Genomic DNA, 24557 nt, shown 5'->3' with positions numbered 1-24557 from the left:
GACCGGCCAGACGGCCGGCGGAACGACGACATCAAGCCGCACCGCAACATGCGGTGTCGAATTAGACCTTAGTGCAACAAATGTTGTCAATGGCGATACTACGACAACAAAAATGTGCGCAACAGGTAAGTGCGTCGAGACAAACCCGATCGGTGCGGCGCGGATAGATCGGAAGAAAGCGACGGATGGAAGGCGAAATGCCCGGGCCGGCGTGTGCCGCGCAGCCCCCTCTGGGGCAGCCGTCCCCTTGGGCTTTCCGAAGCCCACCCCTCAGAGTTGCCAACAGCGTACGATCGGGCGCGGGAACGAGGCGGAACCGTGTTCGGGCTCCCGCGGCAGGGCCGCCCTGGAGGCGTTGTCGACGGTAATGGATGAACGGGTTGCGCGGGCGCTGCCCCCGCAAAAATCGGCGGATTGATGGGGAGCAAATCCGTCGTGGTTGATCGCATTCACAATGGTTGTAACGCGTAACGTTACAGGCTATACTTGCTTTGCGTCTAGTGCGAGACGCTTCGATTCACCACAAAAAAGGGGCTTCCACTATGCGTAATTTCTATGATCAAGAGCTTTCGCCATAAAGGCATTCAGCGCTTCTTTGAATCTGGCTCCACAGCGGGCATTCAAGCGGCGCACATGAGCAAACTCAAGCGGCTACTGTCTGCGTTGAACCGGGCGAAAAGCCCGAACGACATGAACCAACCGGGGTGGCGGTTGCACCCTTGGAAGGGAACCGGCGACGGTGTATGGTCGGTCGACGTGAACGGAAATTGGAGGTTGACGTTCGAGTTCGATGGGGAGGATGCAGTCCTCGTCGATTATCTCGATCCTCACTGACAGGCCGCCTCTACTACGGTTCTACAGTACAGCGTTCATTACAACGGCTATGTCCATCATGTTTGATCCGCCGCATCCCGCGGCAATCCTTCGGGAAGATGTGCTTCCGGCACTGAACCTGACGGTGACTCAAGCGGCAGAACAACTGGGCGTTTCGCGCGTCCAGTTGTCCCGTGTTCTCAACGAAAGGGCGAGTATCTCGCCCGATATGGCGCTACGCCTCGAGCAGTGGCTTGGTGCGGAGCGCGGCGGCCGAGCGGATTTCTGGCTCGGCATGCAGTTGGACTATGACCTGTGGCAGGCACGAAAGCATGCGCCGACGAAGGTTAAGCCTGCCCCTTCAGAGGCAGTGCGTGCTTAACGAGAAACCGGCTTTGGTCCGGATCCCTATTCAGTTAAAGCCCGCCTTGCGCGGGCTTTTTTGCTAATGACTCGTCGTCCACGTCTTCCGGTTGCACGTAAATGGCGCCCTCATCGATCGGCGCGACGTAGTAACCGCGTGCGGTCAGTTCGATCCTGAAGTCCCTGAATACCTGGAACAGCTCGTTATCGAACGGCAAAGACGTGAACTTGAGATCGACACGTTCCCCGGTTTCATACGACGTACGGAAGAGTCATGCGCAGGCGGGCTCAAGGCAGAGGGCTTAAGGGAGGATCGCAGCCGCTGGTGCGGGCCGGCACGACGGCCGTCCAGTGCAACGCGCGCTGCAGGATGACGACCGCGCCATCGCCGCCACCCGCACATCGGTTTGCGCGGCGGCCGGCGATTCAACCAGGCGTCTTGTCGGGACGAACGTGCGCGCCAAGCCGGCAACCGCCGGCGCGGCTCAACGCAGGTTGCGGGATGCGCGCGGCATCGCCGAACGACGGTGCGCCGATGCCGCGTCGCTTACGCCGCCACCCCGCTCGCCTGATGCGACACGAGCCGCGCATACGCGCCCTGCCGCACCATCAGGTCCGCATGCCGCCCGGCCTCGATCACGCTGCCGTGCTCCATCACGAGGATCAGGTCGGCGTTGCGCACGGTCGACAGCCGGTGCGCGATGATGATCGACGTGCGCTGCGTCATCAGGTCTTCCAGCGCCGCGCGAATCTGCTGCTCGCTGAGCGTGTCCAGATGGGACGTCGCTTCGTCGAGGATCAGCACCGGCGCATCCTTCAGGAACGCACGCGCAATCGCGACACGCTGGCGCTGGCCGCCCGACAGCTGCACGCCGCGCTCGCCGACGCGCGTCGCGAGCCCGTCCGGCAGCCGCGCGACGAAGTCGCCGAGCGCCGCATGGTCGATCGCGCGCTGCACGTCGGCGTCGGACGCATCGTTCGCGGCGAGCCGGATGTTCGCTTCGAGCGTGTCGTTGAACAGATAGGTATCCTGCGCAACCAGCGCGATGTGCTGCCGCAGGTCGTCGAGCCGCAAGTCGCGCAGGTCGACGCCGCCGAGCGTCACGCGGCCCTGCTGCGGATCCCAGAAGCGCAGCAGCAGGCTCGCGACCGTCGACTTGCCGGCGCCCGACGCCCCGACCAGCGCGACCGTGCTGCCGGGCGGCACGTCGAAGCTCACACGGTCGATCGCGGGCACGCTGCGGCCTGGGTACGTGAAGGACGCGGCCTCGAACCGCACCGCCGGATCGGCAGGCATCGCATGCGTGCCGTCCGTCACCGGCACCGGCTCCTTCTCCAGCGCACGCAAGCGTCGCGTCGACGCGATCGTGTCGGCGAGCTGGCGCGCGACCTGGCCGATTTCGGCCACCGGCATGAAGGCGGCCACGGCTACCAGCACCAGCAACGGCAACGACTCGCGCGGAAACCAGCCGCGTGCGCACAGCAGCGCGCCGAGCGCCGCGACGACCAGCCCGCCGAGCCCGCTCGCGATTTCCAGCGCGGCACTTTGCGCCGACAGATCGTCGAGCAGCTTTGCGCGCTGCTTGCGATACGCATCGACTTCGGCCACGAACGCTGCGCGCCGGCGTGCAACGGCCTGGAACGCGGTCAGTTCCGCGAGCCCCTGGATCGTTTCGGTCAGGTGCGCGCCGAGCTGGCCGAGCGCTTCTCGCGCGCCGGTGCCGAGCCGGTCGACGTCGCGCCGCGCCAGCACCGGCGCGAGCCCGGCCCACAACAGGAACGGCAGCAGCACGAGCGCGAGCGGCCACGCCACCGACGCGAGCAGCACCAACACGGCAGCAGGCACGAGCACCGCGACGAACGCGGGCGCCAGCGTGTGCGCATAGAAATACTCGACGGTCTCGACGTCCTGCGTCGCGAGCGACACGAGATCACCCGAACGACGACGCAGCAGCCCGGCCGGCGCGAGACGTTCGAGCGTCGCGAACAGCGCGATGCGCATTTCCGCGAGCAGCCGGTACGCCATATCGTGCGCGAGCCACGATTCGAGCCAGTGCAGCACGGCCGCCACCGGCGCGATCACGAGCAGCGCGGTGACGAGCGCCGGGCTCACGTGGCCACTCGGTACCGCACCGACCACCAGCGCGCCGATCACGCCGACGCCGATGAATGCGAGCACGCGGCCGATCCCGAACAGCACCGTCAGCACGACCTTGCCCGTCCACGGGCGCACGAAGCGCAGCAGCGTCCGCAGGGTTTCCGGCCAGCCGATCTCGGCCGCATCGTCGTTCAGCGGCCGCACTTGCGGGCCCGATGACGCGCGCGCGGTCGCGCCGGCCGTTGCTGCCACGCCGACCGATTCGGCGACCGCTTCCAGTTGCGGCCCCATCAGCCGGCGATACGGGCCGTCACGCGCGATCAGCGCCGCGTGCGTCCCTTCGTCGACCACTTGCCCCTGGTCGAGCACCAGGATACGGTCGGCGCCGATCACGCTCGACAGCCGGTGCGCGAGCACGAGCGTGGTCCGCCCGCGCGTGAGCCGGTCGAGCGCCTGCTGGATCAGCGCTTCGTTCTCCGCGTCGACCGACGACAGCGCCTCGTCGAGCAGCAGGATCGGCGCATCGCGCAGCAGCGCGCGGGCAATCGCGAGACGCTGGCGCTGGCCGCCCGACAACATCAGCCCGCGTTCGCCGATGCGCGTCGCGTAGCCGTCGGGCAGCGCCGAGATGAAATCGTGCGCGTTGGCCGCGCGCGCAGCGGCGATCATGTCCGCGTCGCTCGCGTCGGGGCGGCCGAGCCGCAGGTTGTCGGCCACGCTGCCGTCGAACAGCGTCGCATCCTGCGCGACGACCGCGATCATCTCGCGCACCTGGCCGGCATCGAGCGTGCGCACGTCGTGGCCGCCGATGCGGATCGCGCCGCCCTGCGCATCGTGCTGGCGCAACAGCAGGCGCACGATGGTCGACTTGCCCGCGCCGCTCGGCCCGACGATCGCCACCGTCTCGCCTTCGCGCACCGAGAAGCTCAGCGCCGCATGCGCGTCCGCGCGGCGCCCCGGATACGCGAAGCTGACGGCGTCGAACGCGATCTCGGGCCGCAGGCCCGCGACGCGCGGCGCGTCGGTGGCCGGTGCATGACGCTGCGCGTCGAGCAGCGCGTGGATCGCATTCGCCGCCGACTGGCCGATCATCCCCTGGTGCAGCACGGCACGCAGGTCGCGCAGCGGCCGGAAGATCTCGCTGCCGGCCATCAGCACGATCAGCAGCGCCTCGAGGCTCATGTCGCCGTGCCGCACGCGCCACGCGCCGACGGCGATCGCGGCGGCCGCGCCGAGGCCGGTGCCGAGATCGGTGAAGAGCCGCGTCAGCAGGCCGAGCGCGAGCACCCAGAACGTGCTGTCGGACAGCGCGCGCGCCTTTGCGGCCAGCTTCGCGCCGAATGCCGTGCTTTGCCCGAACGCCTTCAGCGTCGGCAGGCCTTGCACCGCGTCGAGGAACTCCTCGCCGAACGCCTTGAAGGCGGCCGAGCGCGCGAGCGCCGCACGCTTGTCGGCGCGATGCACGAGTTGCGGCAGCGCGAGCGTGACGAGTGCCGCGACCAGCAGGATCGCGGCCGTCGGCACGTCCCACCACGCGAGCACCGCGAAGATCATCACCGGCGCGCACGCGGCGATCACGAGCTGCGGCAAATAGGTGCCGAAGAAGGTCTGCAGTTGCTCGACGCCGTCCACGACGGCCAGCATCACGCCGCCCGTGCGTTCGCCGCTGAACCACGCGGGGCCGAGCGCGGCGATCCGGTCGAACAGCCGCGCGCGCAGCGTGGCCTGCACGCGCCCGGCCGTGTGCTGCGCAAGCACCGTGCGGCGATGGTCGAGCCACGCGCGCAGCAACACGCAGGCCGCCGTTGCAACGACGGCTTCGCCGATGCTGCGTGCCGGCGCACCGGCAAAGACCAGCGCCAGCACGCGGCCGAGAAAGACGAAACGCAGGATCCCGACACCCATCGCGAGCAGGCCGAGCGCGACGGCCGCGGCCACCCGCCAGCGCAGTCCCGCCATCATTGCCCATAGTCGTCGGTCGAAATACATGAAGCCCTCCGGTGGTGTCCGATGATGATTTTTCTTGACCGGATCGAGGCTACCCGCGCGGCCCGCGCGCGGCAAAAGATGATTTTTCAACGGGTGTTGAGTCAACTACAATACCCCGCATGTCGCACCTCCCTCCCCTCAGCGCATTGCGAGCTTTCGAGGCGGCCGTCCGCCTCGGCGGATTCGCGCGCGCGGCGGCGGAGCTGAACGTGTCGACGAGTGCGGTCAGTCACCAGATTCGCGCGCTCGAGGAATCGCTCGGCGCGCGGCTGCTCGAACGCAGCACGGGGCTCGGCGGCATCAGCCTCACGCCGGCCGGCGCACGCCTGCTGCCGGCCGTCAGCGATGCGCTGTCGCGGCTGACCGACGCCTGTGCCGACATTCGCGGCACCGCGCAACGGCTCACCGTATCCGCCAACGCGCCGTTTTCGGCAATGTGGCTCGCCCGCCGCCTCGCGGAATTCTCGTCGCTTCATCCCGACACGCCGCTGCATGCCGTCGTGCTCGACGACGAACCGGATTTCGCGCGCAGCGGCGTCGATCTGGCGATCGTGCACGTGCCCGCGCACCGGCTGCAGGCCGACGACGACATCCTGCTGCAGGAAACGGTGTTCCCGGTATGCAGCCCCGAACTGCATCCGTTTGCCTCCGTGAACGTGTGCCGCTCGCGGTTGCTGCAGGAGATGCACGAGCACAGCCCCGAGATCGACTGGCACAACTGGTCCACGGAGTTCGGCCTGCCGGGCGACTTCGAGACGAAGATCGTCCGCTACAGCAGTTTCAGCCAGGTCATCGGCGCAGCGGTCGGGGGCGCGGGCATCGCGCTCGGCCGCGCGCCGCTGATCGAGCCCGAGCTGCGCAGCGGGCGCCTCGTGCCGCTGAGGCCGGGCCTCGAACGCACCGCGTCGTGGCGCTTCGTGCTGCGCCGCAACCCGTCGACGCGGCACCGGCTGCTCGATCCATTGATCGCGTTCCTGCGCCGCGAAGCGGAAGCCCACGCGGAAGCGGAAGCAGCGCCCATCGCGGGCCCGATCGTTGCGCCCGCATCCAACGACAGCCGCGTGCGCGGCACGGGCGGCGCGACCGGCAAGTAACGCGCCGGCCTCGCCTGCTTGCGCCGCTTACGGCGCAGCGAAGAACAACGCGACCACGCACGCCATCCCGCCGAACCACACGAGCGAACGCAGCGACGCCCAGTTCAGCAGGTACATCAGCATGTAGACGACACGGATCGCGACGAACGCCATCGCCAGCTGGTCGACGCGATGCACGTTCGCGCCGTTGTGCCATGCCACCACCAGCGCGGCCGTGAACAGCGCAAGCGCTTCCCACCCGTTCTGGTGCGCGGCCTGCGCGCGGGCGCGCCAGCCTTCGAGTTTCGCCAGGTAGTCGCGCGGCGTGCGGTTGTCGTAGCCCTTGCGGGCCTTCGCGAGAAACGTCATCGAGAACGGCAACAGCGCCACGATGAACAGGCACAGCTGGGACGTCGTCATCAAAAGTCTCCTCCTTTATGATTACATTGATCAATGACAAGATCGCCGAGAGCTTAGCATTGCGTCGTGCTGTTCGCGCACCGGTTTTCTAGACGGGAGACTCGGCTGCACGGCCCGCCGACAGCCGCGACGCGCGTGGTTCGACACCAAAATTTCCACCAAATCGTCGACAAAAACGTTAATTAAAACTGGTCGAACACCAATAAGATAGCGCTCAACACTGGCCCGACGCGTTGTCGCGCCAGGCCGCCGAACCCGCGCCGCCGCGCGCGCCGAACGACATCCGATCCGAGACATCGCCATGCCCCGTCCCATCGTCGCCCATATCCGCCCTGACGCCGTCCGCCACAACCTCGACTTCATCCGCCGCACCGCCGCGCAATCGCGCGTGTGGGCCGTGATCAAGGCCAATGCGTACGGTCACGGCATCGAGCGGATCTACCCGGGCCTCGCCGCCGCCGACGGCATCGCGCTGCTCGATCTCGACGAAGCCGTGCGCGTGCGCGAACTCGGCTGGGACAAGCCGGTGCTGCTGCTCGAAGGGATCTTCGAGCCGGCCGACGTCGAGCTGGCCGATCGCCACCGTCTGACGGTGGCCGTGCACTGCGACGAGCAGCTCGACCTGCTGATCGCGGCGAAGCCGCAGCAACCGATCGACATCCAGCTCAAGATGAACTCCGGGATGAACCGGCTCGGCTACCGCCCCGCCGTGTTCCGCGCCGCGTGGGAGCGCGCGGCGAGCGCGCCGTCGATCGGCAAGATCACGCTGATGATGCATTTCGCGAACGCCGACGAAGGCGAAGTCGACTGGCAGCTCGACCAGTTCGATACGGCGACGGCGGGGATTCCCGGCGAGCGCTCGACGTCGAATTCAGCCGCCGTGCTGTGGCATCCGCGCGCGCACCGCGACTGGGTGCGGCCGGGCACGATCCTGTACGGTGCGTCGCCGACGGGTGCGTCGCGGGGTATCGCCGACACGCCGCTGATGCCCGCGATGACGCTGACGAGCAAGATCATCGGTGTGCAGACGCTGTCGCCGGAAGAGACCGTCGGCTACGGCCGCCGCTTCACGGCCGACCGGCCGATGCGGATCGGCGTCGTCGCGTGCGGCTATGCGGACGGCTATCCGCGCCACGCACCGACCGGCACGCCGATCGCGGTGGACGGCGTGATGACGCGCGTCGTCGGCCGCGTATCGATGGACATGCTGACCGTCGACCTGACGCCATGCCCGAACGCGGGCATTGGGTCGCGTGTCGAGCTGTGGGGCGACCAGGTGAAGGTGGATGACGTGGCGGAAGCCAGCGGCACGATCGGCTACGAGCTGATGTGCGCGCTCGCCCGCCGCGTGCCGGTCGTGATCGTGCCGCCGGGTGCGTCGAGCGAGCAGCCGACGCTGCGGACCGGGAGCTACGGGCGCTGACCGGCTCAGATGCGGCCGCGCACGCGCTGTAGCGCCGCCTGACGTGCGCTTCGGTTGCGGGTCGCCTCGGGCGGCCCGTTTGCTTTTCCGTGCGAGCGAATGGCGTGGGTGACGGCGCTTCCGCTTCGTTCAACGCACTACGAACGCCACGTCGGCTTGCGCTTCTCGAGGAACGCGTCGATCCCTTCGCCCGCATCCTCCTCCATCATGTTGCGCGCCATCACGTCGCCCGCATACGCATAGGCTTCGTCGAGCGGCAACTCGCGCTGGCGATAGAACATCTGCTTGCCATACCGCACCGCGGCCGGGCTCTTCGCGACGATCTCCGCGACCTTGCGCGCGACGGCCGCGTCGAGCGCATCCTCGGGCACGGCCTCGTTGACGAGGCCCCATGCGGCGGCCGTCGCCGCGTCGACGAAGCGCCCGGTCACGAGCATGTCGAATGCGCGCTTCGCCGTGACGTTGCGGCTCAATGCGACAGCCGGCGTCGAACAGAACAGCCCGACGTTGATGCCCGATACCGCGAAGCGCGCAGTATCGGCCGCGATCGCCAGGTCGCACGCGGCGACGAGCTGGCAGCCGGCGGCCGTCGCGATGCCCTGCACGCGCGCGATCACCGGCACCGGTAACGCACGCATCGCAAGCATCACGCGGCTGCACTGCGCGAACAGCGTGCGGTAGTAATCGAGTTCGGGCCGGCTGCGCATCTGCCGCAGGTCGTGGCCCGCGCAGAACGCCTTGCCCTCCGCGGCCAGCACGACGCAGCGCACGTGCGGATCGGCCGCCAGCGACTCGAACGCATCGTGCAGGCTCGCGAGCATCGCCTCGGACAATGCGTTGAACTGCTGCGGACGGTTCAGCCGCAGCGTGACGACGCCGTCGTGCGCGTCGCGCAACAGGATCGGCTCGGCCGTGTCTTGATCGGATTTCATGATGTTCCGCTCGATGGGGTTCGGCAGGATTCGATGCGGCGCGAATACGTGGCGATGATGCGTGCACGTTCACGGCACCGTGGTGATGAAATGCTCCTCCACATTCCGTGCGACGTCCAGTCGTGGTGCAGCAGGCACACACGGTCACGTCCGCTTGCGTCCACGGCGCCACTCGCGCAGGCCCGAGCGCAGTTGACCGAGGCCACCCACGAAAAAGACAACGCCCATCCCGCCTATCATCAGGACGTCCCCCCAGATCGCGCCGAACGTATTCAACCGCGCGCTCATCGCGGGCGCGTCCGGTGCGTAACGCACCTCGACGGTCGCACCGTCCTCCTCGCTGACCGAGCCGCCCTTCGGGTATTCGACATGCTCGCCCGCGAGCGTCGTGAACGCGATCTCCGGATGATGCGGGCCCGCATTCAGCTTGATGACGCGCCCCGGCACGACGATCGACGTCCGCAGGAATTCGCGCGTCGACTGCGCGTACAGGGCAGCGCCAATCAGCAGGCACGTACCGACGATGGTAAAGACGACGCCCTTCGCGATCAGCATTTCCGTCTGCTGCGCGTCGGTGCGGCTGGATCCCGGCACCATTGCGTTCACCTCAAGGACGCGACTGATGGAACGACACGTCGATCGTCGACTGCGCCTTGCAGCGGCACGTCACGCCGTGCCCCGTTTCGTCGGTCACGCGTTCATACGGGCCGTTGCCTGCGCCGCGCACGCGCGCCGCCCGATCGATCCTGATTGTCATGGAAAGGTGCCCCGTTCCTGATTGTCGTGGATGCCGGGCGTGCCGCGCAGGTCGCGCGGGCACGCCGCCCTCGGCATCCGGCAGGATACGGAGATCGCGGCGCGCTGTAAATTGCGCGCGGATCGCCTGCGTCGTCGCCGGGCAGATGCTCGCGTCGCTGCTGATCGACCACTACGGGCTGATGGGGCTCGCGCAGCGGCTCGCGACCCCCGGCCGCATCGCGGGCGTCGCGCTGATCTTCGCGGGGATGATCGTCGTGCAATGGCAGACGCCCGCGCCGCGCGTGCCGGCCGCCGCCGGCGACGCGGCAGCCGCGCAACCCGAACCGCCGCGCTGAATGCGCGGGCGGGCGCGGGTGCGCCGCAGCCCGATAGGTGTCAGCCCGCGAGCTTCTTCAGCGCGTCGAGCACCGCGTCGCCCTTGAACGGCTTCACGATCCAGCCCTTCACGCCGGCGGCCTTGCCGCGTTCCTTCATCGCCGGGCTGCTTTCGGTCGTCAGCATCACGACGTTGACCGTCGAATTCGCCAGTTCGCCGCGGATCTTCTCGACCATCGTCAGGCCGTCCATGTTCGGCATGTTCACGTCGCTGATCACGAGGCGCACGCCGGGCGTCGCCTTGAGCTTCGCGAGCCCGTCCTTGCCGTCGACGGCCGTCGCGACGTCGAGCCCGTGATTGCGCAGGAAGCCCGCGACCTCGTCGCGCACCGTGCCCGAATCGTCGACCACCAGAATCTTTGCCATGTCGTCTTCCCCTTCCTTTCCTTGTTGCTGACTTCAGTCTTCAAAACAGTTCGAGTTCACCCGATTCGACCATCGGCCCCACGTCCTGCACCGATTCGCGGAAATCCTCCGGCGACCAGCTCAGGCTGAACACGAAGCGCTGGTCGAGGCACGCGGAGCGCCCCGATGCCGGATCGGTCATCCGGTACTTGAAGCAGAGCTGCGGGCAATCGCCGCCGAACGAAATGAACTTCTGCTTGTGATTGACGACGAGCGGCACCTGCACCGGATGGCGCGCCAGTGCCTCGGCGTCGCCGAGATAGCGGTTCTTGAACGCGCCCCATACGAGGTTGGTCAGCTCGCCGAGCACGCTGTTCACGTCGCGGAAATCCGGCGCGCGGCCGCCTTCGCGCGTGCCGCCGAGCATGTCGAGCAGCGGCTGCTCGCTCGTCTGCAGCAGCATGTAGCCGCGGCACCACGCGCTTTCGAGCGCGATCAGGCTGAACACTTCGCCGAAGATGATCTGGTCGCGCACGATGCACGGCGTTTCGTGCTCGATCGTCATGCCCGGGAACAGGCTGTCGATGCGCGCCTCGGTGATCTCCGAGATGCCGCGCACGAGCGCGTTCGGGTAGTCGCGGCCGAACAGGTATTCGTCGATCGCGCGCTTGAGCGGCGTCATGTCGTCCGCGACGTAGGCCGCGCACGCGACGCGCGCGAGCGCCTCCGGCAGCCCGTCGCGCGACGCGAGCGATTCGCGGCGCAGGATGATCGGCAATTCGGGGCGCAGCGCATCGATCTGCGTCGCGATGATGGCGCTCTCGGCGGCCGAACCGCCGTAATCCTCGGCCAGCAGGATCGCGCCGAGGTCGATGTTCGAGCGCAGCACCTTCAGCAACCGGCTGCGCCGCACGGTCAGGCCGACCAGGTTGTGCTCGTCGCAGAAGCGCTTGATCGCGTCGGCGTGCGCGCGACTGTCGTCGAGTACGAGCACCTTGCTGACGGGTTTGTCCAGGGTCATCTCAAGGTTTCCTCATGGTCGATCAGGGTCGGTCAGAACAGTTCGAGTTCGCCGCCGGTTTCCATCACGGCCGTCTCCGGCACATGGAAATCGACCGGCGCGTTCGCGCACACGCACAACGTCGCGCCGACCCGCACGTCGCCATCGAGCGTCAAGTCATAGGCGGCCACGTAATCGGGCGAGAGCGCGTGCATGAAGTCGATGCTCGCGCCGCTCAGCAGGTACGGCGTCGACATCCCGAGGTCGGGAAACGACGCGGTCAGCGCCTGGTTGATCGCGCCGCAACACAGGTTCGCGACTTCCATGAACGCGTCGGTCAACGGTCGCTGGCTGTTCGTGCCCGCTGTCGCGCTGGCGAAATGGCGGCGCGTCGCGTCGTCGTCGCTGAAGCGCAGCGCGAGCAGCAGGCGGAAATGCAGTGCGGAGATCGTCAGCACAACCACATGTTCGGGCGCCTGCGGCTTCGATCGCGACTTCGCGTGCGCGCGTTCCGGCGCGTCGTGTTCGTGCCCGGCTCGCGGCCGGATGTCGCACGCGCCGCCTGCCGCGAGCCGCGTGCGCGCGGCATCGAAAAAGATCCGTTCGAACCCGGCCCTCGCCTGCGCACTGATCACGCGGCTTCTCCCTCGATCCGCGCGTGCAACTGCCCGGCCAGCGTCTCGACGGTCGCGAGCGCGGCCGTGATCATCTTGCCGCCGGCCTGGATGTCCTGGAACGTCGCGGCCGTCACGAGATCGTTGCGGTTCAGGCTGTCGCGATAGCTGTTCGACAGCTGCTGCGAGCGCGCGGCCAGCCCGCGAACCTCGCTCGCGACGATCGAGAAGCCGCGCCCGGCCGTGCCGGCGCGCGCGGCCTCGATCGACGCGTTCAGCGACACGATCGACACGTGCGCGACGATCGCCGACAGCTCCTGGTTCTTCGTGCGCATGTCCTGGTTCTGCGTGGTCAGCGAGATCATCTGCTCGTGCCAGCGCTCGAAGGTGCCGGCGAGCCCGCGCAGGCGCGCGGCTTCGTCGGCGATCTTCATCGCGTGCTGCGCGAGCGCCGCTCGATCGGCCGACAGCGCCTGCACGGCGTCGCGCTGCGAGCCGGCGGCGGACGTCTCGCGCGCCAGCGCATCCTCGAGCTGCGCCTCGCGCTGCGCCCATGCGTCGGCCGCCTCCGCATGCGCCGACGCGGCATCGGCGGCGCGCGCATCGGCTGCGTCGAGCGCGCCACGCAACTGCGCCGTATCGCGCTCGTGCGCCGCGACGAGCCGCTTGCGCGTCACGCTAAATACGACCGCCGCCACGATGGCGACGACGACACCGCCCGCCAGTGCAGCGGCCATCTGGATCATCCACGCCTGCCCGATCACGTCGTCACTCCGCCGCGCCGATGTCCGCGCTGCGTGCACGCTCGTGCACGACGCCCTGGGCGGCGCCGTCGGCCGCGAAGCGGGCCGGCAGCGTCACGATCGTCTCGAACGCGCGATACGGCGCGCCGACGCGATCGTCGGTAAAGCGCAGCGCGATGTCGCCGCCGTCGCGCTTAAGGAAGTTGCGCACCGCGTCCATGCCGACGCCGCGCCCCGACACTTCGGTCACCGTGCTCGCGGTCGAGAAACCCGGCCGGAAGATCAGCTCGGCCACCTCGTCGTCGGACAGCGCCGCGTCGTGGTCTGCATCGATCCAGCCGCGCTCGCGTGCGATGCTGCGAATCCGGTCGAGCGCGAGGCCGCGGCCGTCGTCGCTCAGCACGAACCACAGCTCGCCGCCGCCCACGCCGACCGCGATGTCGATCGTGCCGGACGCCGCCTTGCCGGCCGCGCGCCGCTCGTCGGACGATTCGATCCCGTGGTCCATCGAATTGCGCAGCAGGTGCATGAACACGTTCTTCAGCGTCGCGACGATTTCGCTGCGCACGCGGTGGCCGTGGCTGTCGATATGCACGACCGGCGCCGGCTTGCCGAGTTCGGCCGCGAGCGACGGCAGCGACTCGATCACGCCGCCGAGCGCATCGCCGATGCCCTGCGTGCCGAGCTGGCTCAGCATGCGGCGCACGGCGTCGCGCGCCGCGTGCCAGTCGGACGCGTTCGCCGGATCGGCGCCGTCGAGCACGCGCAGGCTCTCGCTGATGTGCGCGCGTTCGACCATCAGGAAGTCGGCGCCCTGCACCGCTTCGCCGCTGCGGCCGAGCGTGACCGCGTTGATCGTCGCGTAGTGCTCGACCGCGTCGCGCACGCGGGCCAGGTCGTCCATCAGCGCGTCGCGGTTCCACTCCGGGCCGCCGTCCGCGCGGCGCAGCGAGTCGTACGCCTGTTCCGCTTCGTGGACGATGTTGGTCAGGTGCTGGAGGCTGTACGTGCGCGCATTGCCCTTGATCGTGTGCATGTTGCGGAACAGCGCCGCGACGATCGAGTGATCGGCGCGCTCGTGCTGGCGGATCATCCGCTCGTTCTCGCTGAGGAAGCCCTTCGCGCTGTGCACGAAGTCGTGGAACTTGTCCTGGCTGATCGACAGAATCTCGCCGATCATCTCGAGGCGGCGCTGCTGCTCGCCGGCCTGCGCGGTCAGCTCGCGAATCTCGGTCACGTCGCGCACGCACAGCATCAGGCGCACGACCGTGTCGGTCTCGTCGGTGATCGCCGACCAGCTCAGGTCGAGCCACTTGTCGCGGCCGTCCGGCATCCGCTTCGCGACTTCGTTCACCAGCAGGTGCTCGTTGAACGCGAAGTTCATGCTGTCTTCGCCGAGGCACGCATGCACGGCCGCATCGACCTGCGAGCGCGCATCGGAACCGATGTTCGAGTCGTCGAACACGAGCGTCATCAGGTCGCGGCCGGCGATATCGTTCGTCTCGAAGATGGTTTCGAGGTACGCCGAATACTCCGCATGCACGACGCCGCCCTCGACGATGGTCAGGATCCCCTGCTGCATGTTCTGCAGCATCGCCTGGATGTCGGCCGTCTTCTGCTTGAGCTGCGCCGAGTTCTCCTGGATCTTCTCGATCATCCCGTTGAACGCGACGATCGAATGGCCGATTTCGTCCATCCGGCCCACCGGCACGCGGCGCGTGAAATCCTGGCTCGTCGCGATCTCGCTCATCGCCGTCTGCATCCCGATCAGCGGGCGCGTGATCTGGCGATACAGCAGCAGGCCGAGTGCGGTCAGCAGCACGATCACCGTGCCGGCGACACCCGCGATCGCGGTCGCGGTGGTCGACAGCATCCCGTTCAGCGCGCTGATCGCGTCGTCCTTCTGGCGGTTCTTCTCGACGCGCAGCGTGTCGACGATGCTTTCGAGTTCGTCGCGATACTGCGCGACGTTCGCGAACAGGTACGCCTGCGCCATCTCGGGCTTGCCGTCGGCCTTCATCTTCACGGTGTCGTCGATCGCCGCGAAATAGTTCGTCGCGCTCTCCTTCGCCTGCGACACGAGCCCGACCTGCGCCTGGCCGACCGCCGACTTCGCCTGCACGTCGAGCGCGGCGCGCAGCGCGCCCTGCTTCGCCTTCAGCTCGTCGCGCGCCTGCGCGGCGGTGTTCGCGTCGGGCGCATAGACGAGCGTCATCGTCGCGATCTGGATGTTCTTCACATCGGCGACGAGATCCGCGGACGCGAGCGCGCTCGGCACGATTCCCTGGGTGACCTGGCGTACCTCGGACGCGCTCTTGCGGGTCTGGTACACGGCATAGATGCCGATCGCGGACAGCGCGAAGAACGTCAGGACGACTAGCAGCGTAATGCGATGACGGATGGTCATGAGTACAGCTCCCCGCAGCGATCCGGCTTCGATCGCCGTTTGGTCTATTGAAAGAATGTGAGCGCCGAATTATCGGGGATGGTGTATGACGCTCCGATGACCGGAAATCAATCATTCATTGATAAAAACGAAATGAATAATTGTGCCGAAAGCACCCTAAAGATTTGCCGGTATCTGCCGTTAACCTCATGCCACACGGCTTCGATCGGCGATCCTGCGCGGCCTGGACATTCCAGCTTCGGATATTTTATTTTTATTTATTTAATCCGCGAATTAGCCGCAATCGGGCTTTCGTAAAACGTTTGCGCATTATCGGCGAATTCAGGCGAATTCACGATTTTTTATTGTCGGGCCGCCATTCGACGGACCGATGAAAACGATACCGCCCGCTCCGGGGCCCGCGGTGCGATGAACTGCATCGTGGGCCCCGGAGCGGGCGTGAGCGACTCACGACCGGTCAATGGCTGCTGGCGCGCGTCGCCCCCAGCCCCGTTTCCGAACGCACCTGCTGCGCGGCGAACGCACCCTTCTCCGCCTTCGCGCGCAGGCTCGTGTCGAGGACCGAGAACAGCCACACGCCCACGAAGCCGATCGTCATCGAGAACAACGCGGGCGACGTGTACGGGAACCACGCCGAACCCTTCGGATAACCGAGCGTTGCTTCCCACACCGACGGCGACACGATCGTCAGCCCCACCGACGAGACCAGCCCGAGGAAGCCGCCGATGACCGCGCCGCGCGTGGTGCAGCCCTTCCACATCATCGACAGGAACAGCACCGGAAAATTGGCCGACGCCGCAACGGCGAACGCCAGCGACACCATGAACGCGACGTTCTGCTTCTCGAACGCGATGCCCAGCAGCACGGCGATCACGCCGAGCACCAGCGTCGTGATGCGCGACACCTTCAGCTCGTCGGCACTGTTGGCCTTGCCGTTCTTGAAGACGGTGGCGTAGAGATCGTGCGACACCGCGGACGCACCCGACAGCGTGAGCCCGGCCACCACCGCCAGGATCGTCGCGAACGCCACGGCCGAGATGAAGCCGTAGAACACGTCGCCGCCCACCGTCTTGGCCACCAGCACCGCGGCCATGTTGGCCGTGCCCGCGCCGCCCTTGATCACGCCCTTGGCCACGTCGGCCAGCTCCGGGTTGGTCAGCACCAGCGTGATCGCACCGAAACCGATGATGAAGATCAGCACGTAGAAGTAGCCGATCCACGTGGTGGCCCAGAACACGGATTTACGCGCTTCCTCCGCATCCGGCACCGTGAAGAAGCGCATCAGGATGTGCGGCAGGCCGGCGGTGCCGAACATCAGCGCCATGCCGAACGAAATGGCCGAGATCGGATCCTTGATGAACCCGCCCGGCGACATCACCGACAGCCCGATGCGGGTCGCGTCGTCCGGCGCCTTGCCGGCGTTCGCGGCGATCGCGGTCTTGACTTCCACCGCATGGGCGAACAGCGCCTCCGGGCTGAAGCCGTACTGCGCGAGCACCATGATCGCCATGAAGGTCACGCCCGCGAGCAGCATGCACGCCTTGATGATCTGCACCCAGGTGGTGGCCGTCATGCCGCCGAACAGCACGTAGACCATCATCAGCGCGCCGACGATCACGACCGCCACCCAGTAGTCGAGACCGAACAGCAGCTTGATGAGCTGCCCGGCGCCCACCATCTGCGCGATCAGGTAGAACGCCACCACCACCAGCGTGCCGATCGCGGCGAAGCTGCGGATCGGCCCCTGCTCGAAGCGATAGCCCGCGACGTCGGCGAAGGTGAACTTGCCGAGGTTGCGCAGCCGCTCGGCCATCAGGAACGTGATGATCGGCCAGCCGACCAGGAAGCCGATCGAGTAGATCAGGCCGTCGTAGCCCGACGTCATCACCGCCGCGGAAATGCCGAGGAAGGATGCGGCCGACATGTAGTCGCCCGAGATCGCCAGGCCGTTCTGGAACCCGGTAATGCCGCCGCCGGCGGTGTAGAAATCCGCGGCGGAACGCGTGCGCGACGCCGCCCACTTGGTGATCCACAACGTGCCGGCCACGAACAGCGCGAACAGGACGATGGCCGTGGTGTTGGTGGCCTGCTTGGCGGTCTGCCCGACATCGCCGCCGCCCGCGACGGCCGCGCCGCATACGCCCGCAGCCAGCAGCGCGACCAGCGTCATCGAAAGAGTCTTCTTCATTGGGCGACGTCCTGCAGGATGTCCTGCGTCAGTTGATCGTATTCGTTGTTCGCGCGGCGCACGTAGATGCCGGTGATGACGACGGTGAACACGATCACCGCCATGCCGACCGGTACGCCGACGCTCGTCACGCCGGTGCTCACCGGCTTCGCGAGGAACGACTTGTCGAATGCGATCAGTGCGATGTAGCCGTAGTACACGATCAGCATCAGCACGGTCAGGCAGATGCCGAGCGTGTTGCGCCGCCGCTTGAGCTGCGCATACTTCGGATGCGCTTCGATTTTTTTCACCAACCCATCATGCATCGCCTGTCTCCTGGTTTGCTTTTTGAATGAGTGTGGCGATTCTGGACGGCGAAGCTGACTGCGTGCTTACTCGGTCTTTCGAGGACGCACTATGGTTTTCCCTAGCGGAACGGGGCGTCGCGACGCTGCCGCACGCGAGACGCTTGACGGGTGTACGCGGCCATGCGCGGGGCGCGCCGTCACGTCGACGTCAGTTTTTCGGCGCCGCGACGCGGGTTGGCGCAGATGCAAGCGTTCGATCGTTCTCGACAGGCGGAGTGTCGCGCGCAGCGTCGCTCACGGATCGAGCGCGCCGCCCGACCATCCCGCCGACGGACGCGAACCCGTCAGCTTCAGCGCGACGTCGCCCTGCGCGACCAGCCGCTCGCGATTGCGCGTGACGATACGTCCGGCCTGCGGCGCGACCAGCACGTGCTCGCTGCCGGGCACGCCAGGATGCGCGACGATCCGCGCGATGCGTTCGCCCGCGGCGACCGTCGCACCGAGTTCGCGTTCGTACACGAGCACGCCCGACGCCGGCGCGAGCACCGTCTCCATGTGCGCGATCGGCACGGCCTCGCCGTGCCAGTCGTGCGCGCCGGCGGGCTCCGCGATCACGCCGCGGCCACGCAGGAACGCCAGCACGCCGTCGGCATCGCGCTCGGCGAGCGCATCGGATACATCGGATTGCCCGCGCAACTCGACCGTCGCGACGAGCCGTTCGCGCAGGCCGCCGTTGCGCGCCCAGTGCGCGGCGATCGCGCCTTCGAACGCGCCGTCGTCGTCCTCGTCCCACAGAATCGCGACGTCGACGCCGAGCGCCGCCGCGAGATCGCGGCTGACCGGCCACATCTCACGCTGCACGTACAGATACGGCAGCGCTTCGGAATCGGTATGCAGGTCGAGCACGATATCGGCGTCGCACGCGGCGTCGAACAATGTGCGCTGCCAGGCGGCGAATGTCGTCGCGGGCCGGCGCGCCGCGGCCGATTCATGAAAATGCCGGTTGAAATTGCGCTGCGTCGCATCGTGGAAGCGGCCGAGCAGCCGCCCTTGCCGGAATTGCGCAAGCCCGAGCGGGTTCGCCTGCGGCACCACCGTCACCGTGCCGCGCAGCATGCCGCGATCGTGCGCCGCGCACAGCCGCGGCAGCAAGCGGTGCAGCACGAGCATGCCGGCGATCTCGTCCGCATGCACGCCGGCCTGCAGATGCACCCGCGGCCCGTCGCCTCCCGACAGCCGCCACGCGCGGATCGCGAGCGGCTGCCCGGCGTCGCCGGGCACCGGCCAGGTCAGCACCTCGATCATCGTCCGTTCTCCTTTGGGTTCGGCTTGCCCATCACGACGCCGCGCGCGAATCCGCGCCGAGGCTCGCGACGAATGCCGCAATGCGCTCGCATGCGTCGGCCAGCTTCGCATCGTCGACGACGAAGCCGAAGCGCACGAAGCCGGATGCGGTATCGCCGAACGCGCTCGCGTCGAGCAGCGCGACCTGCTTCGCGCGGAACAATCCCCACGTGAATGCGTGCGCGTCGAGCCCGGTGCCGCGCACGTCGACCATCATGAACATGCCGGCTTCCGGCAGCAGGCAACGCAGCCCCGGCACGTCGCGCAGGCGCGCGTAGGCCAGGTCGCGGCGGCGCCGGTACAGCTCGCGCATGTCGGCGACGATCGCGGCCTTGTTGTCGAGCGCGGTGACGGCCGCCTGCTGGATGAAGCCCGGCAGCCCGTACAGCATGCACAGCGCCAGCCGCTCCGCGTGCTCGATCAGCTCGGCCGGGCCGATCGCCCAGCCGACCCGCCAGCCCGGCATCGCATGCGATTTCGACAGGCTGCCGATCGTCACCGTGCGTTCGGCCATCCCCGGCAGCGACGCGATGCTGACCAGGTCGCGCTCGAACGTCAGTTCCGCATACACCTCGTCGGACACGACCCACAGATCGCGCTCGCAGGCGAGCCGCGCGATGCGTTCGAGATCGGCGCGCGGCAAAACGACGCCGGTCGGGTTGCACGGCGTCGCGAAGAAGATCGCCTTCGTGCGCGGCGTCACGGCCGCTTCGAGCGCGTCGAAGTCGAGATGAAAGCCGCGCGACGCATCGACCGGCACCGGCACGAGCGTCGCGCCCGACGCGCGCACGCTCGCCTCGTACGTCAGGTACATCGGCTCCGGCACGATCACCTCGTCGCCCGTCTCGCACAGGCACATCGCCATCGCGAACAGCGCGTTCTGCGCGCCGGCCGTCACGATCACGTGCTCGGCACCGACCGCCTGCCCGGACGCCTTCGCATGCTCGCGCGCGATCGCCGCGCGCAACTCCGCCCGGCCGCGCACCTCGCTGTAGTGCGTATCGCCGCCGCGCAGCGCGGTCACCGCGCGCTCGACGATCACGTCGGGCGTCGCGAAATCCGGATCGCCGACGCTCAGGATGATCGCCGGTTCGCCCGCCGCGACGGCCGCCTGTGCCGCGTAATGAATGTCCCATGCAGTCGTGCGCTTGCCCTGCAGGCGATCGACCAGCTTCGAATAGTTCATGCGTTCTCCGTCGCGCGGCGCCCGGGCGGCCGCCGCGTCTTCAAGGGTTCGTTCAACGCGGCATGCGTACCGGCACACGCCGCTCGAGCCGGCCGAACGCGCGTTCGATCACGAATGCGAGCACGACATAGATCACGGCGATCGCCAGCAGCGGCTCGTAGGTCCGCAGCGTCTGCGCGCGTATGTAGTTCGCGGCGCCGAGCACGTCCATCACGGCGACCGTCGACGCGAGCGCGGTCGATTTCAGCAGCATCACCGTCTCGCCCGCGAGCGTTGGCAACAGGATCTGGATCGCGCGCGGCAACCACACGCGCCGCGCGATCATCGACGGGCGCATCCCCATCGCGCGCGCCGCCTCGATCTCGCCCTTCGGTACGCCGCGCAGGCCCGCGCGCAGCACCTCGCCGACATACGCGCCGACGCTGATCACCAGCGCGAACGCGACATACCAGAAGCCGTCGCGCAGGAACGGCCACAGCACGCTGTCGCGCAGCGCGGGCCAGCCGGCGAACAGCGAGCCGACGCCGTAGTAGATCAGGTAGATCTGCACGAGCAGCGGCGTGCCGCGTATCACTTCGGTGAACGCCTTGCTGACGCGCGCGACCACCGGGTCGCCCGACAGCCGCGCGAACGCGACGACGATCGCGAGCGCGAAGCCGAACACGGCCGAGATGACGAGCAGCTTGACGGTGGTCAGCACGCCGAGCAGCAGCAGCGATCCGTAGGAAGACAGTACGCTCAGATCCATGAGGTTGATCCGGTTCGGTCAGACAATGCGTGAGAAGACCCGGCGCGGCTCACGATGCCGGCATCCAGCGGCCGAAACGCCGCTCGATCTCGCGGAACAGCATGCCGGACAGCGACGTGATCGCGAAGTACACGGCCGCGACCATCAGGTAGTAGTGCATGTACTCGCGCGTCGACCCGGCTGCCTGCTTCGCGGTGTAGAGCAGCTCGCTGTAGCCGACCACGCTGATCAGCGCACTGTCTTTCACGAGGATCAGCCACAGGTTCGTGAAACCGGCCAGCGCATACGGCGCCATCGCCGGCAGCGTCACGCGGCGGAACACGAGCGACGGTGGCGCGCCGAATGCGCGCGCCGCCTCGATCTGCCCATACGGGATCGCGAGAATCGCACCGCGGATGATCTCGGCCGCATACGCACCCTGCACGATGCCGAGCACGATCACGGCCGCCGCGAAGCCGTTGACCGCGACCGGCCCGGCGCCGATCGCCGTCATCAGCAGGTTGATCGCGTCGGTGCCCGCGTAATAGAGCAGCAGGATCAGCAGCAGCTCGGGCACCGCGCGGCACAGCGTCGTGTAGCCCTGCGCGAGCCGCTCCAGCATGCGCACGCCGGACAGCTTCGCGGCCGCACCCAGCAGCCCGAGCACGATCCCGGCAACGAACGCGCCGAGCGAAATCTCGAGCGTCACGCCCGCGCCCTGCAAGAGCGCGACGCCCCAGCCTTCCGGGTCCATGCCCAGGTAGCTCACCCATCCCCAACCGTCCATGCCGCCTCCTCGTCCGTGCGTGACGCCCGTGTGCGCTCGCTCAGTGCGGCCAGAGGTCGATCGGGAAATACTTCTTCGCGATCTGGGCGTACTTGCCCGACGCATGCAGTTGCTCGAGCGCCTGGTCCATCTGCTGCTTGAGCGGTGCATCGGCCTTGCGCATCCCCGCGCCGACCCCGTAGCCGAAGATCGCCGGGTCCATCTTCACGCTGCCGGGGCCCTTCAGCTCGAACGCGGACCCATCCTTCGACTTCAGGAAATCGAGGATGCCGAGCTGGTCGAGATAGATCGTGTCGATGCGGCCGGCGACGAGGTCGGCGTTGCAATCGTCCTGCGTGTTGTACAGGCGCACCGTCGCGGTCTTGCCGTAGGCCATCTTGATGAACTCGGCGTTCGCGGTCGAGCCCTGCACGCCGATCACCTTGCCCTTCAGCCCGTCCGGCGTCAGCGTGAGCTTCTGGTTCTTCGCGCCGACGAAGGTGCCCGGCGTCTCGTAGTACGGCCGCGAGAACGCGATCACCTTCTGGCGCTCCGGCGTGATCGACATCGAGTTGAAGATCACGTCGATCTTGTCGCTGAGCAGCGCCGGGATGATGCCGTCCCACGCAACCTCCTTGATCTCGCACTTCGCCTTCATCTGGTCGCACAGCGCGCGGATCAGGTCGGCCTCGAAGCCGCTCCACTGACCCGTCGGGCTCTTCATCAGGAACGGCGGATACGGCTCGGCGGCGACCCCGAAGCGCAGCACGCCCGACGACGCGTGCGCGGAACCGAACGGCGCGAGCGCCGCGAGGACGAGACTCAACAGGCACAGCAGACTGCGTACGACACGTTTCATGGTCGGACTCCTTGCGGGAAAGATAGGAATCGGGGCAGCCGGCCGCGCGGGCACGCACGGGTCGCCCCCACGGTTCAGTGGCGTTGCCGGTGCGCGTTGACGAACTGGCGGCAGCGCTCGCTTTGCGGCGCGTCGAAGATCTCGGCCGGCGAGCCGCTCTCCTCGACCCGCCCTTCGTGCAGGAACAGCACCTTGTTCGACACGTCGCGCGCGAACGCCATTTCGTGCGTGACGAGAATCATCGTGCGGCCTTCGCACGCGAGATCGCGAATCACCTTCAGCACTTCGCCGACGCGTTCGGGATCGAGCGCGGACGTCGGCTCGTCGAACAGCATCACCCTGGGCCGCATCGCCAGCGCGCGCGCAATCGCGACGCGCTGCTGCTGGCCGCCGGACAGGAACGCGGGATAGACGTTGCGCTTGTCGGCAAGACCGACGCGTTCGAGCAGCTGCTCGGCGCGCGCGATCGCTTCGGCGCGCGGTTCGCGCAGCACGTGCACGGGCATCTCGATCACGTTCTCGAGCACCGTGCGGTGCGCCCACAGGTTGAAGCTCTGGAACACCATCCCGAGCCGCGTGCGAATGCGTTCGACCTGGCGCGGATCGGTCGGCACCGTGCGACCCTTGCGGTCGACCTTCAGGCCGATCTCCTCGCCATCGACCACGATGCGTCCGCGGGTCGGCGTTTCCAGCAGGTTGATGCAGCGAAGCAGCGTGCTCTTGCCCGAGCCGCTCGCGCCGATCAGCGAGATCACTTCGCCTTCGCGCGCGCTCAGCGACACGCCCTTCAACACCTCCAGCTCGCCGAACCGCTTGTGCAGGTCCGTCACCTGCACGCGCTCTTCGACGGCCGCCTTCACGCTCTCCACCCGCGCCAACATGCTGTCTCCCGTGTCGAATTCCGATGCCCGTCCCACGCGGGATCGCGGCGTCCTGTTGAATGGCCGACCAACCTCATGCGGAGTCGAGTATAGGCGCTGTTGAACGGTGGTTCAACAGATTTCAATAATCGGGAAGCAAGGGTTTTCGCGGGTTCCACGCCGCTTTCGATGGTGTAATTGAACAAGCGTCCGACACTCCCATATAATCGGTGCCATGACGATTCCGTAAGGTCACCCCGTGAAAAAGACTCCTGGCAGCGCACCGGTTCAGGCCCGCAGCCGCGGCATCCGCGAAACGCCCGCGGTGCGGCAGCAATCGATCATCGACGCGACGATGCGCTGCATCGCGCGCTACAGCTATTCGGAAACCACGATCGACCGCATCTGCGCGGAAGCGAAGGTGTCGCGCGGGCTGATCAACCATCACTTCCAGTCGAAAGACGAGCTGATGGCGCAGACCTACAAGCGGCTCGCGTCCGACCTGCTCGACGTGTCGCGTGCAGCGGCCGCGAACGCGACCGGCCCCGAGGACAAGCTCGACGCGATCATCAAGGTGTGTTTCGCCGCGCCGGTGTTCGCGCCGAAGAACGTGAAGGTGTGGCTCGGCTTCTGGAGCGTCGCGCACAGCGACCCGGTGATCCGCAAGGCGCACAAGGAGCTGTATGCGGGCTACCGGCAAGCCCTGAAGAAACTGTTCGACCAGATCGCGGAAGTACGCGGCGGCACCGTCGACAGCGATCTCGCCGCACTGACGCTGACGGCCGTGATCGACGGGTTCTGGCTCGAGCTCGCGCGCGACCCGACGTCCTTTACCGCGGAAGACGCGCTGACGAGCTGCCTGCGCGTCGTCGATACGTTCCTGCCGCCGCCGAAGACGGCCCGCAAGCGCGCGTAACGCGGCGCGCCACCGGCGACATGACGCTTCATCGCCGCCGGCAACCCGGCGGCGCACCCGGCGGCCTCGC

The 24557-nt window shown here is 67.5% G+C and carries 24 protein-coding genes; 6 read left to right on the top strand and 18 right to left on the bottom strand.

Annotated features, from left to right (window positions below):
* Positions 1-555 precede the first annotated feature (555 nt).
* A complete protein-coding gene (locus CFB41_RS22815) occupies positions 556-834 on the top strand; it encodes a type II toxin-antitoxin system RelE/ParE family toxin (protein WP_074803724.1) in 279 nt (92 codons plus the stop codon).
* A gap of 49 nt (positions 835-883) precedes the next feature.
* Positions 884-1195, top strand: a complete 312-nt coding sequence (locus CFB41_RS22810; RefSeq protein ID WP_065503714.1) for a HigA family addiction module antitoxin — start codon at positions 884-886, stop codon at positions 1193-1195.
* A 528-nt stretch (positions 1196-1723) separates the two neighbouring features.
* On the opposite strand, the gene CFB41_RS22805 is transcribed toward CFB41_RS22810, so the two are convergent.
* Positions 1724-5263 (bottom strand): ABC transporter ATP-binding protein, encoded by a 3540-nt coding sequence (locus CFB41_RS22805; RefSeq protein ID WP_089457966.1) that lies wholly within the window; start codon positions 5261-5263, stop codon positions 1724-1726.
* Positions 5264-5382: 119 nt separating this feature from the next.
* Here CFB41_RS22805 and CFB41_RS22800 point away from each other — a divergent pair, with 119 nt between their 5' ends.
* On the top strand, positions 5383-6357 hold the full coding sequence (locus tag CFB41_RS22800; protein WP_089457965.1) for a LysR family transcriptional regulator: 975 nt from the start codon (positions 5383-5385) through the stop codon (positions 6355-6357).
* A 27-nt stretch (positions 6358-6384) separates the two neighbouring features.
* On the opposite strand, the gene CFB41_RS22795 is transcribed toward CFB41_RS22800, so the two are convergent.
* Positions 6385-6756 carry an MAPEG family protein gene (locus tag CFB41_RS22795; protein ID WP_089442817.1) on the bottom strand — a complete coding sequence of 124 codons (372 nt, stop codon included), beginning with the start codon at positions 6754-6756 and terminating at the stop codon, positions 6385-6387.
* 301 nt (positions 6757-7057) lie between these two features.
* Between CFB41_RS22795 and alr the strand changes: the two genes are divergently transcribed.
* Positions 7058-8179, top strand: a complete 1122-nt coding sequence (gene alr / locus CFB41_RS22790; protein ID WP_089457964.1) for an alanine racemase — start codon at positions 7058-7060, stop codon at positions 8177-8179.
* A 137-nt stretch (positions 8180-8316) separates the two neighbouring features.
* On the opposite strand, the gene CFB41_RS22785 is transcribed toward alr, so the two are convergent.
* The 3 genes from CFB41_RS22785 to CFB41_RS38260 form a co-directional block, all read right to left on the bottom strand.
* Positions 8317-9111 (bottom strand): enoyl-CoA hydratase, encoded by a 795-nt coding sequence (locus CFB41_RS22785; RefSeq protein WP_089457963.1) that lies wholly within the window; start codon positions 9109-9111, stop codon positions 8317-8319.
* 144 nt (positions 9112-9255) lie between these two features.
* A complete protein-coding gene (locus CFB41_RS22780; protein WP_089457962.1) occupies positions 9256-9708 on the bottom strand; it encodes a DUF3592 domain-containing protein in 453 nt (150 codons plus the stop codon).
* Between the two features lie 10 nt (positions 9709-9718).
* Entirely contained in the window at positions 9719-9868 is a 150-nt protein-coding gene (locus CFB41_RS38260; RefSeq protein WP_179250132.1) for a hypothetical protein, read from the bottom strand.
* Here CFB41_RS38260 and CFB41_RS38980 point away from each other — a divergent pair.
* Positions 9867-10205: a DMT family transporter gene (locus CFB41_RS38980; RefSeq protein WP_373558628.1), complete on the top strand. Its 339-nt coding sequence runs from the start codon at positions 9867-9869 to the stop codon at positions 10203-10205. The two genes, CFB41_RS38260 and CFB41_RS38980, sit on opposite strands and share 2 nt — an antisense overlap.
* 40 nt (positions 10206-10245) lie before the next feature.
* Here the strand turns inward: CFB41_RS38980 and CFB41_RS22770 are convergent, their stop codons facing one another.
* The 13 genes from CFB41_RS22770 to CFB41_RS22705 form a co-directional block, all read right to left on the bottom strand.
* Positions 10246-10611 (bottom strand): response regulator, encoded by a 366-nt coding sequence (locus CFB41_RS22770; RefSeq protein ID WP_011355572.1) that lies wholly within the window; start codon positions 10609-10611, stop codon positions 10246-10248.
* A gap of 40 nt (positions 10612-10651) precedes the next feature.
* Positions 10652-11611 carry a chemotaxis protein CheX gene (locus CFB41_RS22765; protein WP_089457961.1) on the bottom strand — a complete coding sequence of 320 codons (960 nt, stop codon included), beginning with the start codon at positions 11609-11611 and terminating at the stop codon, positions 10652-10654.
* 32 nt (positions 11612-11643) lie between these two features.
* Positions 11644-12225: a hypothetical protein gene (locus CFB41_RS22760; RefSeq protein ID WP_089457960.1), complete on the bottom strand. Its 582-nt coding sequence runs from the start codon at positions 12223-12225 to the stop codon at positions 11644-11646.
* A complete protein-coding gene (locus CFB41_RS22755) occupies positions 12222-12950 on the bottom strand; it encodes a methyl-accepting chemotaxis protein (protein ID WP_089458961.1) in 729 nt (242 codons plus the stop codon). Before CFB41_RS22755 ends, CFB41_RS22760 begins: the two co-directional genes overlap by 4 nt.
* 22 nt (positions 12951-12972) lie before the next feature.
* A complete protein-coding gene (locus tag CFB41_RS22750; RefSeq protein ID WP_089457959.1) occupies positions 12973-15354 on the bottom strand; it encodes an MCP four helix bundle domain-containing protein in 2382 nt (793 codons plus the stop codon).
* Between the two features lie 457 nt (positions 15355-15811).
* Complete coding sequence (locus tag CFB41_RS22740; protein WP_089457957.1) at positions 15812-17542, bottom strand: cation acetate symporter; 1731 nt, start codon at positions 17540-17542, stop codon at positions 15812-15814.
* A complete protein-coding gene (locus CFB41_RS22735; RefSeq protein ID WP_043179330.1) occupies positions 17539-17847 on the bottom strand; it encodes a DUF485 domain-containing protein in 309 nt (102 codons plus the stop codon). Before CFB41_RS22735 ends, CFB41_RS22740 begins: the two co-directional genes overlap by 4 nt.
* Before the next feature lie 276 nt (positions 17848-18123).
* Entirely contained in the window at positions 18124-19134 is a 1011-nt protein-coding gene (locus CFB41_RS22730) for a succinylglutamate desuccinylase/aspartoacylase family protein (protein WP_089457956.1), read from the bottom strand.
* Between the two features lie 31 nt (positions 19135-19165).
* A complete protein-coding gene (locus CFB41_RS22725) occupies positions 19166-20359 on the bottom strand; it encodes a pyridoxal phosphate-dependent aminotransferase (protein WP_089457955.1) in 1194 nt (397 codons plus the stop codon).
* A gap of 52 nt (positions 20360-20411) precedes the next feature.
* Entirely contained in the window at positions 20412-21107 is a 696-nt protein-coding gene (locus CFB41_RS22720) for an ABC transporter permease (RefSeq protein WP_089457954.1), read from the bottom strand.
* A 49-nt stretch (positions 21108-21156) separates the two neighbouring features.
* A complete protein-coding gene (locus tag CFB41_RS22715) occupies positions 21157-21873 on the bottom strand; it encodes an ABC transporter permease (RefSeq protein WP_089457953.1) in 717 nt (238 codons plus the stop codon).
* Between the two features lie 40 nt (positions 21874-21913).
* Positions 21914-22711, bottom strand: a complete 798-nt coding sequence (locus CFB41_RS22710) for a transporter substrate-binding domain-containing protein (RefSeq protein WP_089457952.1) — start codon at positions 22709-22711, stop codon at positions 21914-21916.
* Positions 22712-22785: 74 nt separating this feature from the next.
* Positions 22786-23571, bottom strand: a complete 786-nt coding sequence (locus CFB41_RS22705; RefSeq protein WP_373453166.1) for an ABC transporter ATP-binding protein — start codon at positions 23569-23571, stop codon at positions 22786-22788.
* Positions 23572-23830: 259 nt separating this feature from the next.
* On the opposite strand from CFB41_RS22705, the gene CFB41_RS22700 reads away from it, so the two are divergent.
* On the top strand, positions 23831-24487 hold the full coding sequence (locus tag CFB41_RS22700) for a TetR family transcriptional regulator C-terminal domain-containing protein (RefSeq protein ID WP_256941130.1): 657 nt from the start codon (positions 23831-23833) through the stop codon (positions 24485-24487).
* The last annotated feature ends 70 nt before the right edge of the window (positions 24488-24557 follow it).

It is taken from the genome of Burkholderia sp. AU33803 (genome assembly GCF_002223095.1).
GTDB lineage: Bacteria > Pseudomonadota > Gammaproteobacteria > Burkholderiales > Burkholderiaceae > Burkholderia.
This window is presented reverse-complemented; position numbering and strand designations above follow the sequence as displayed.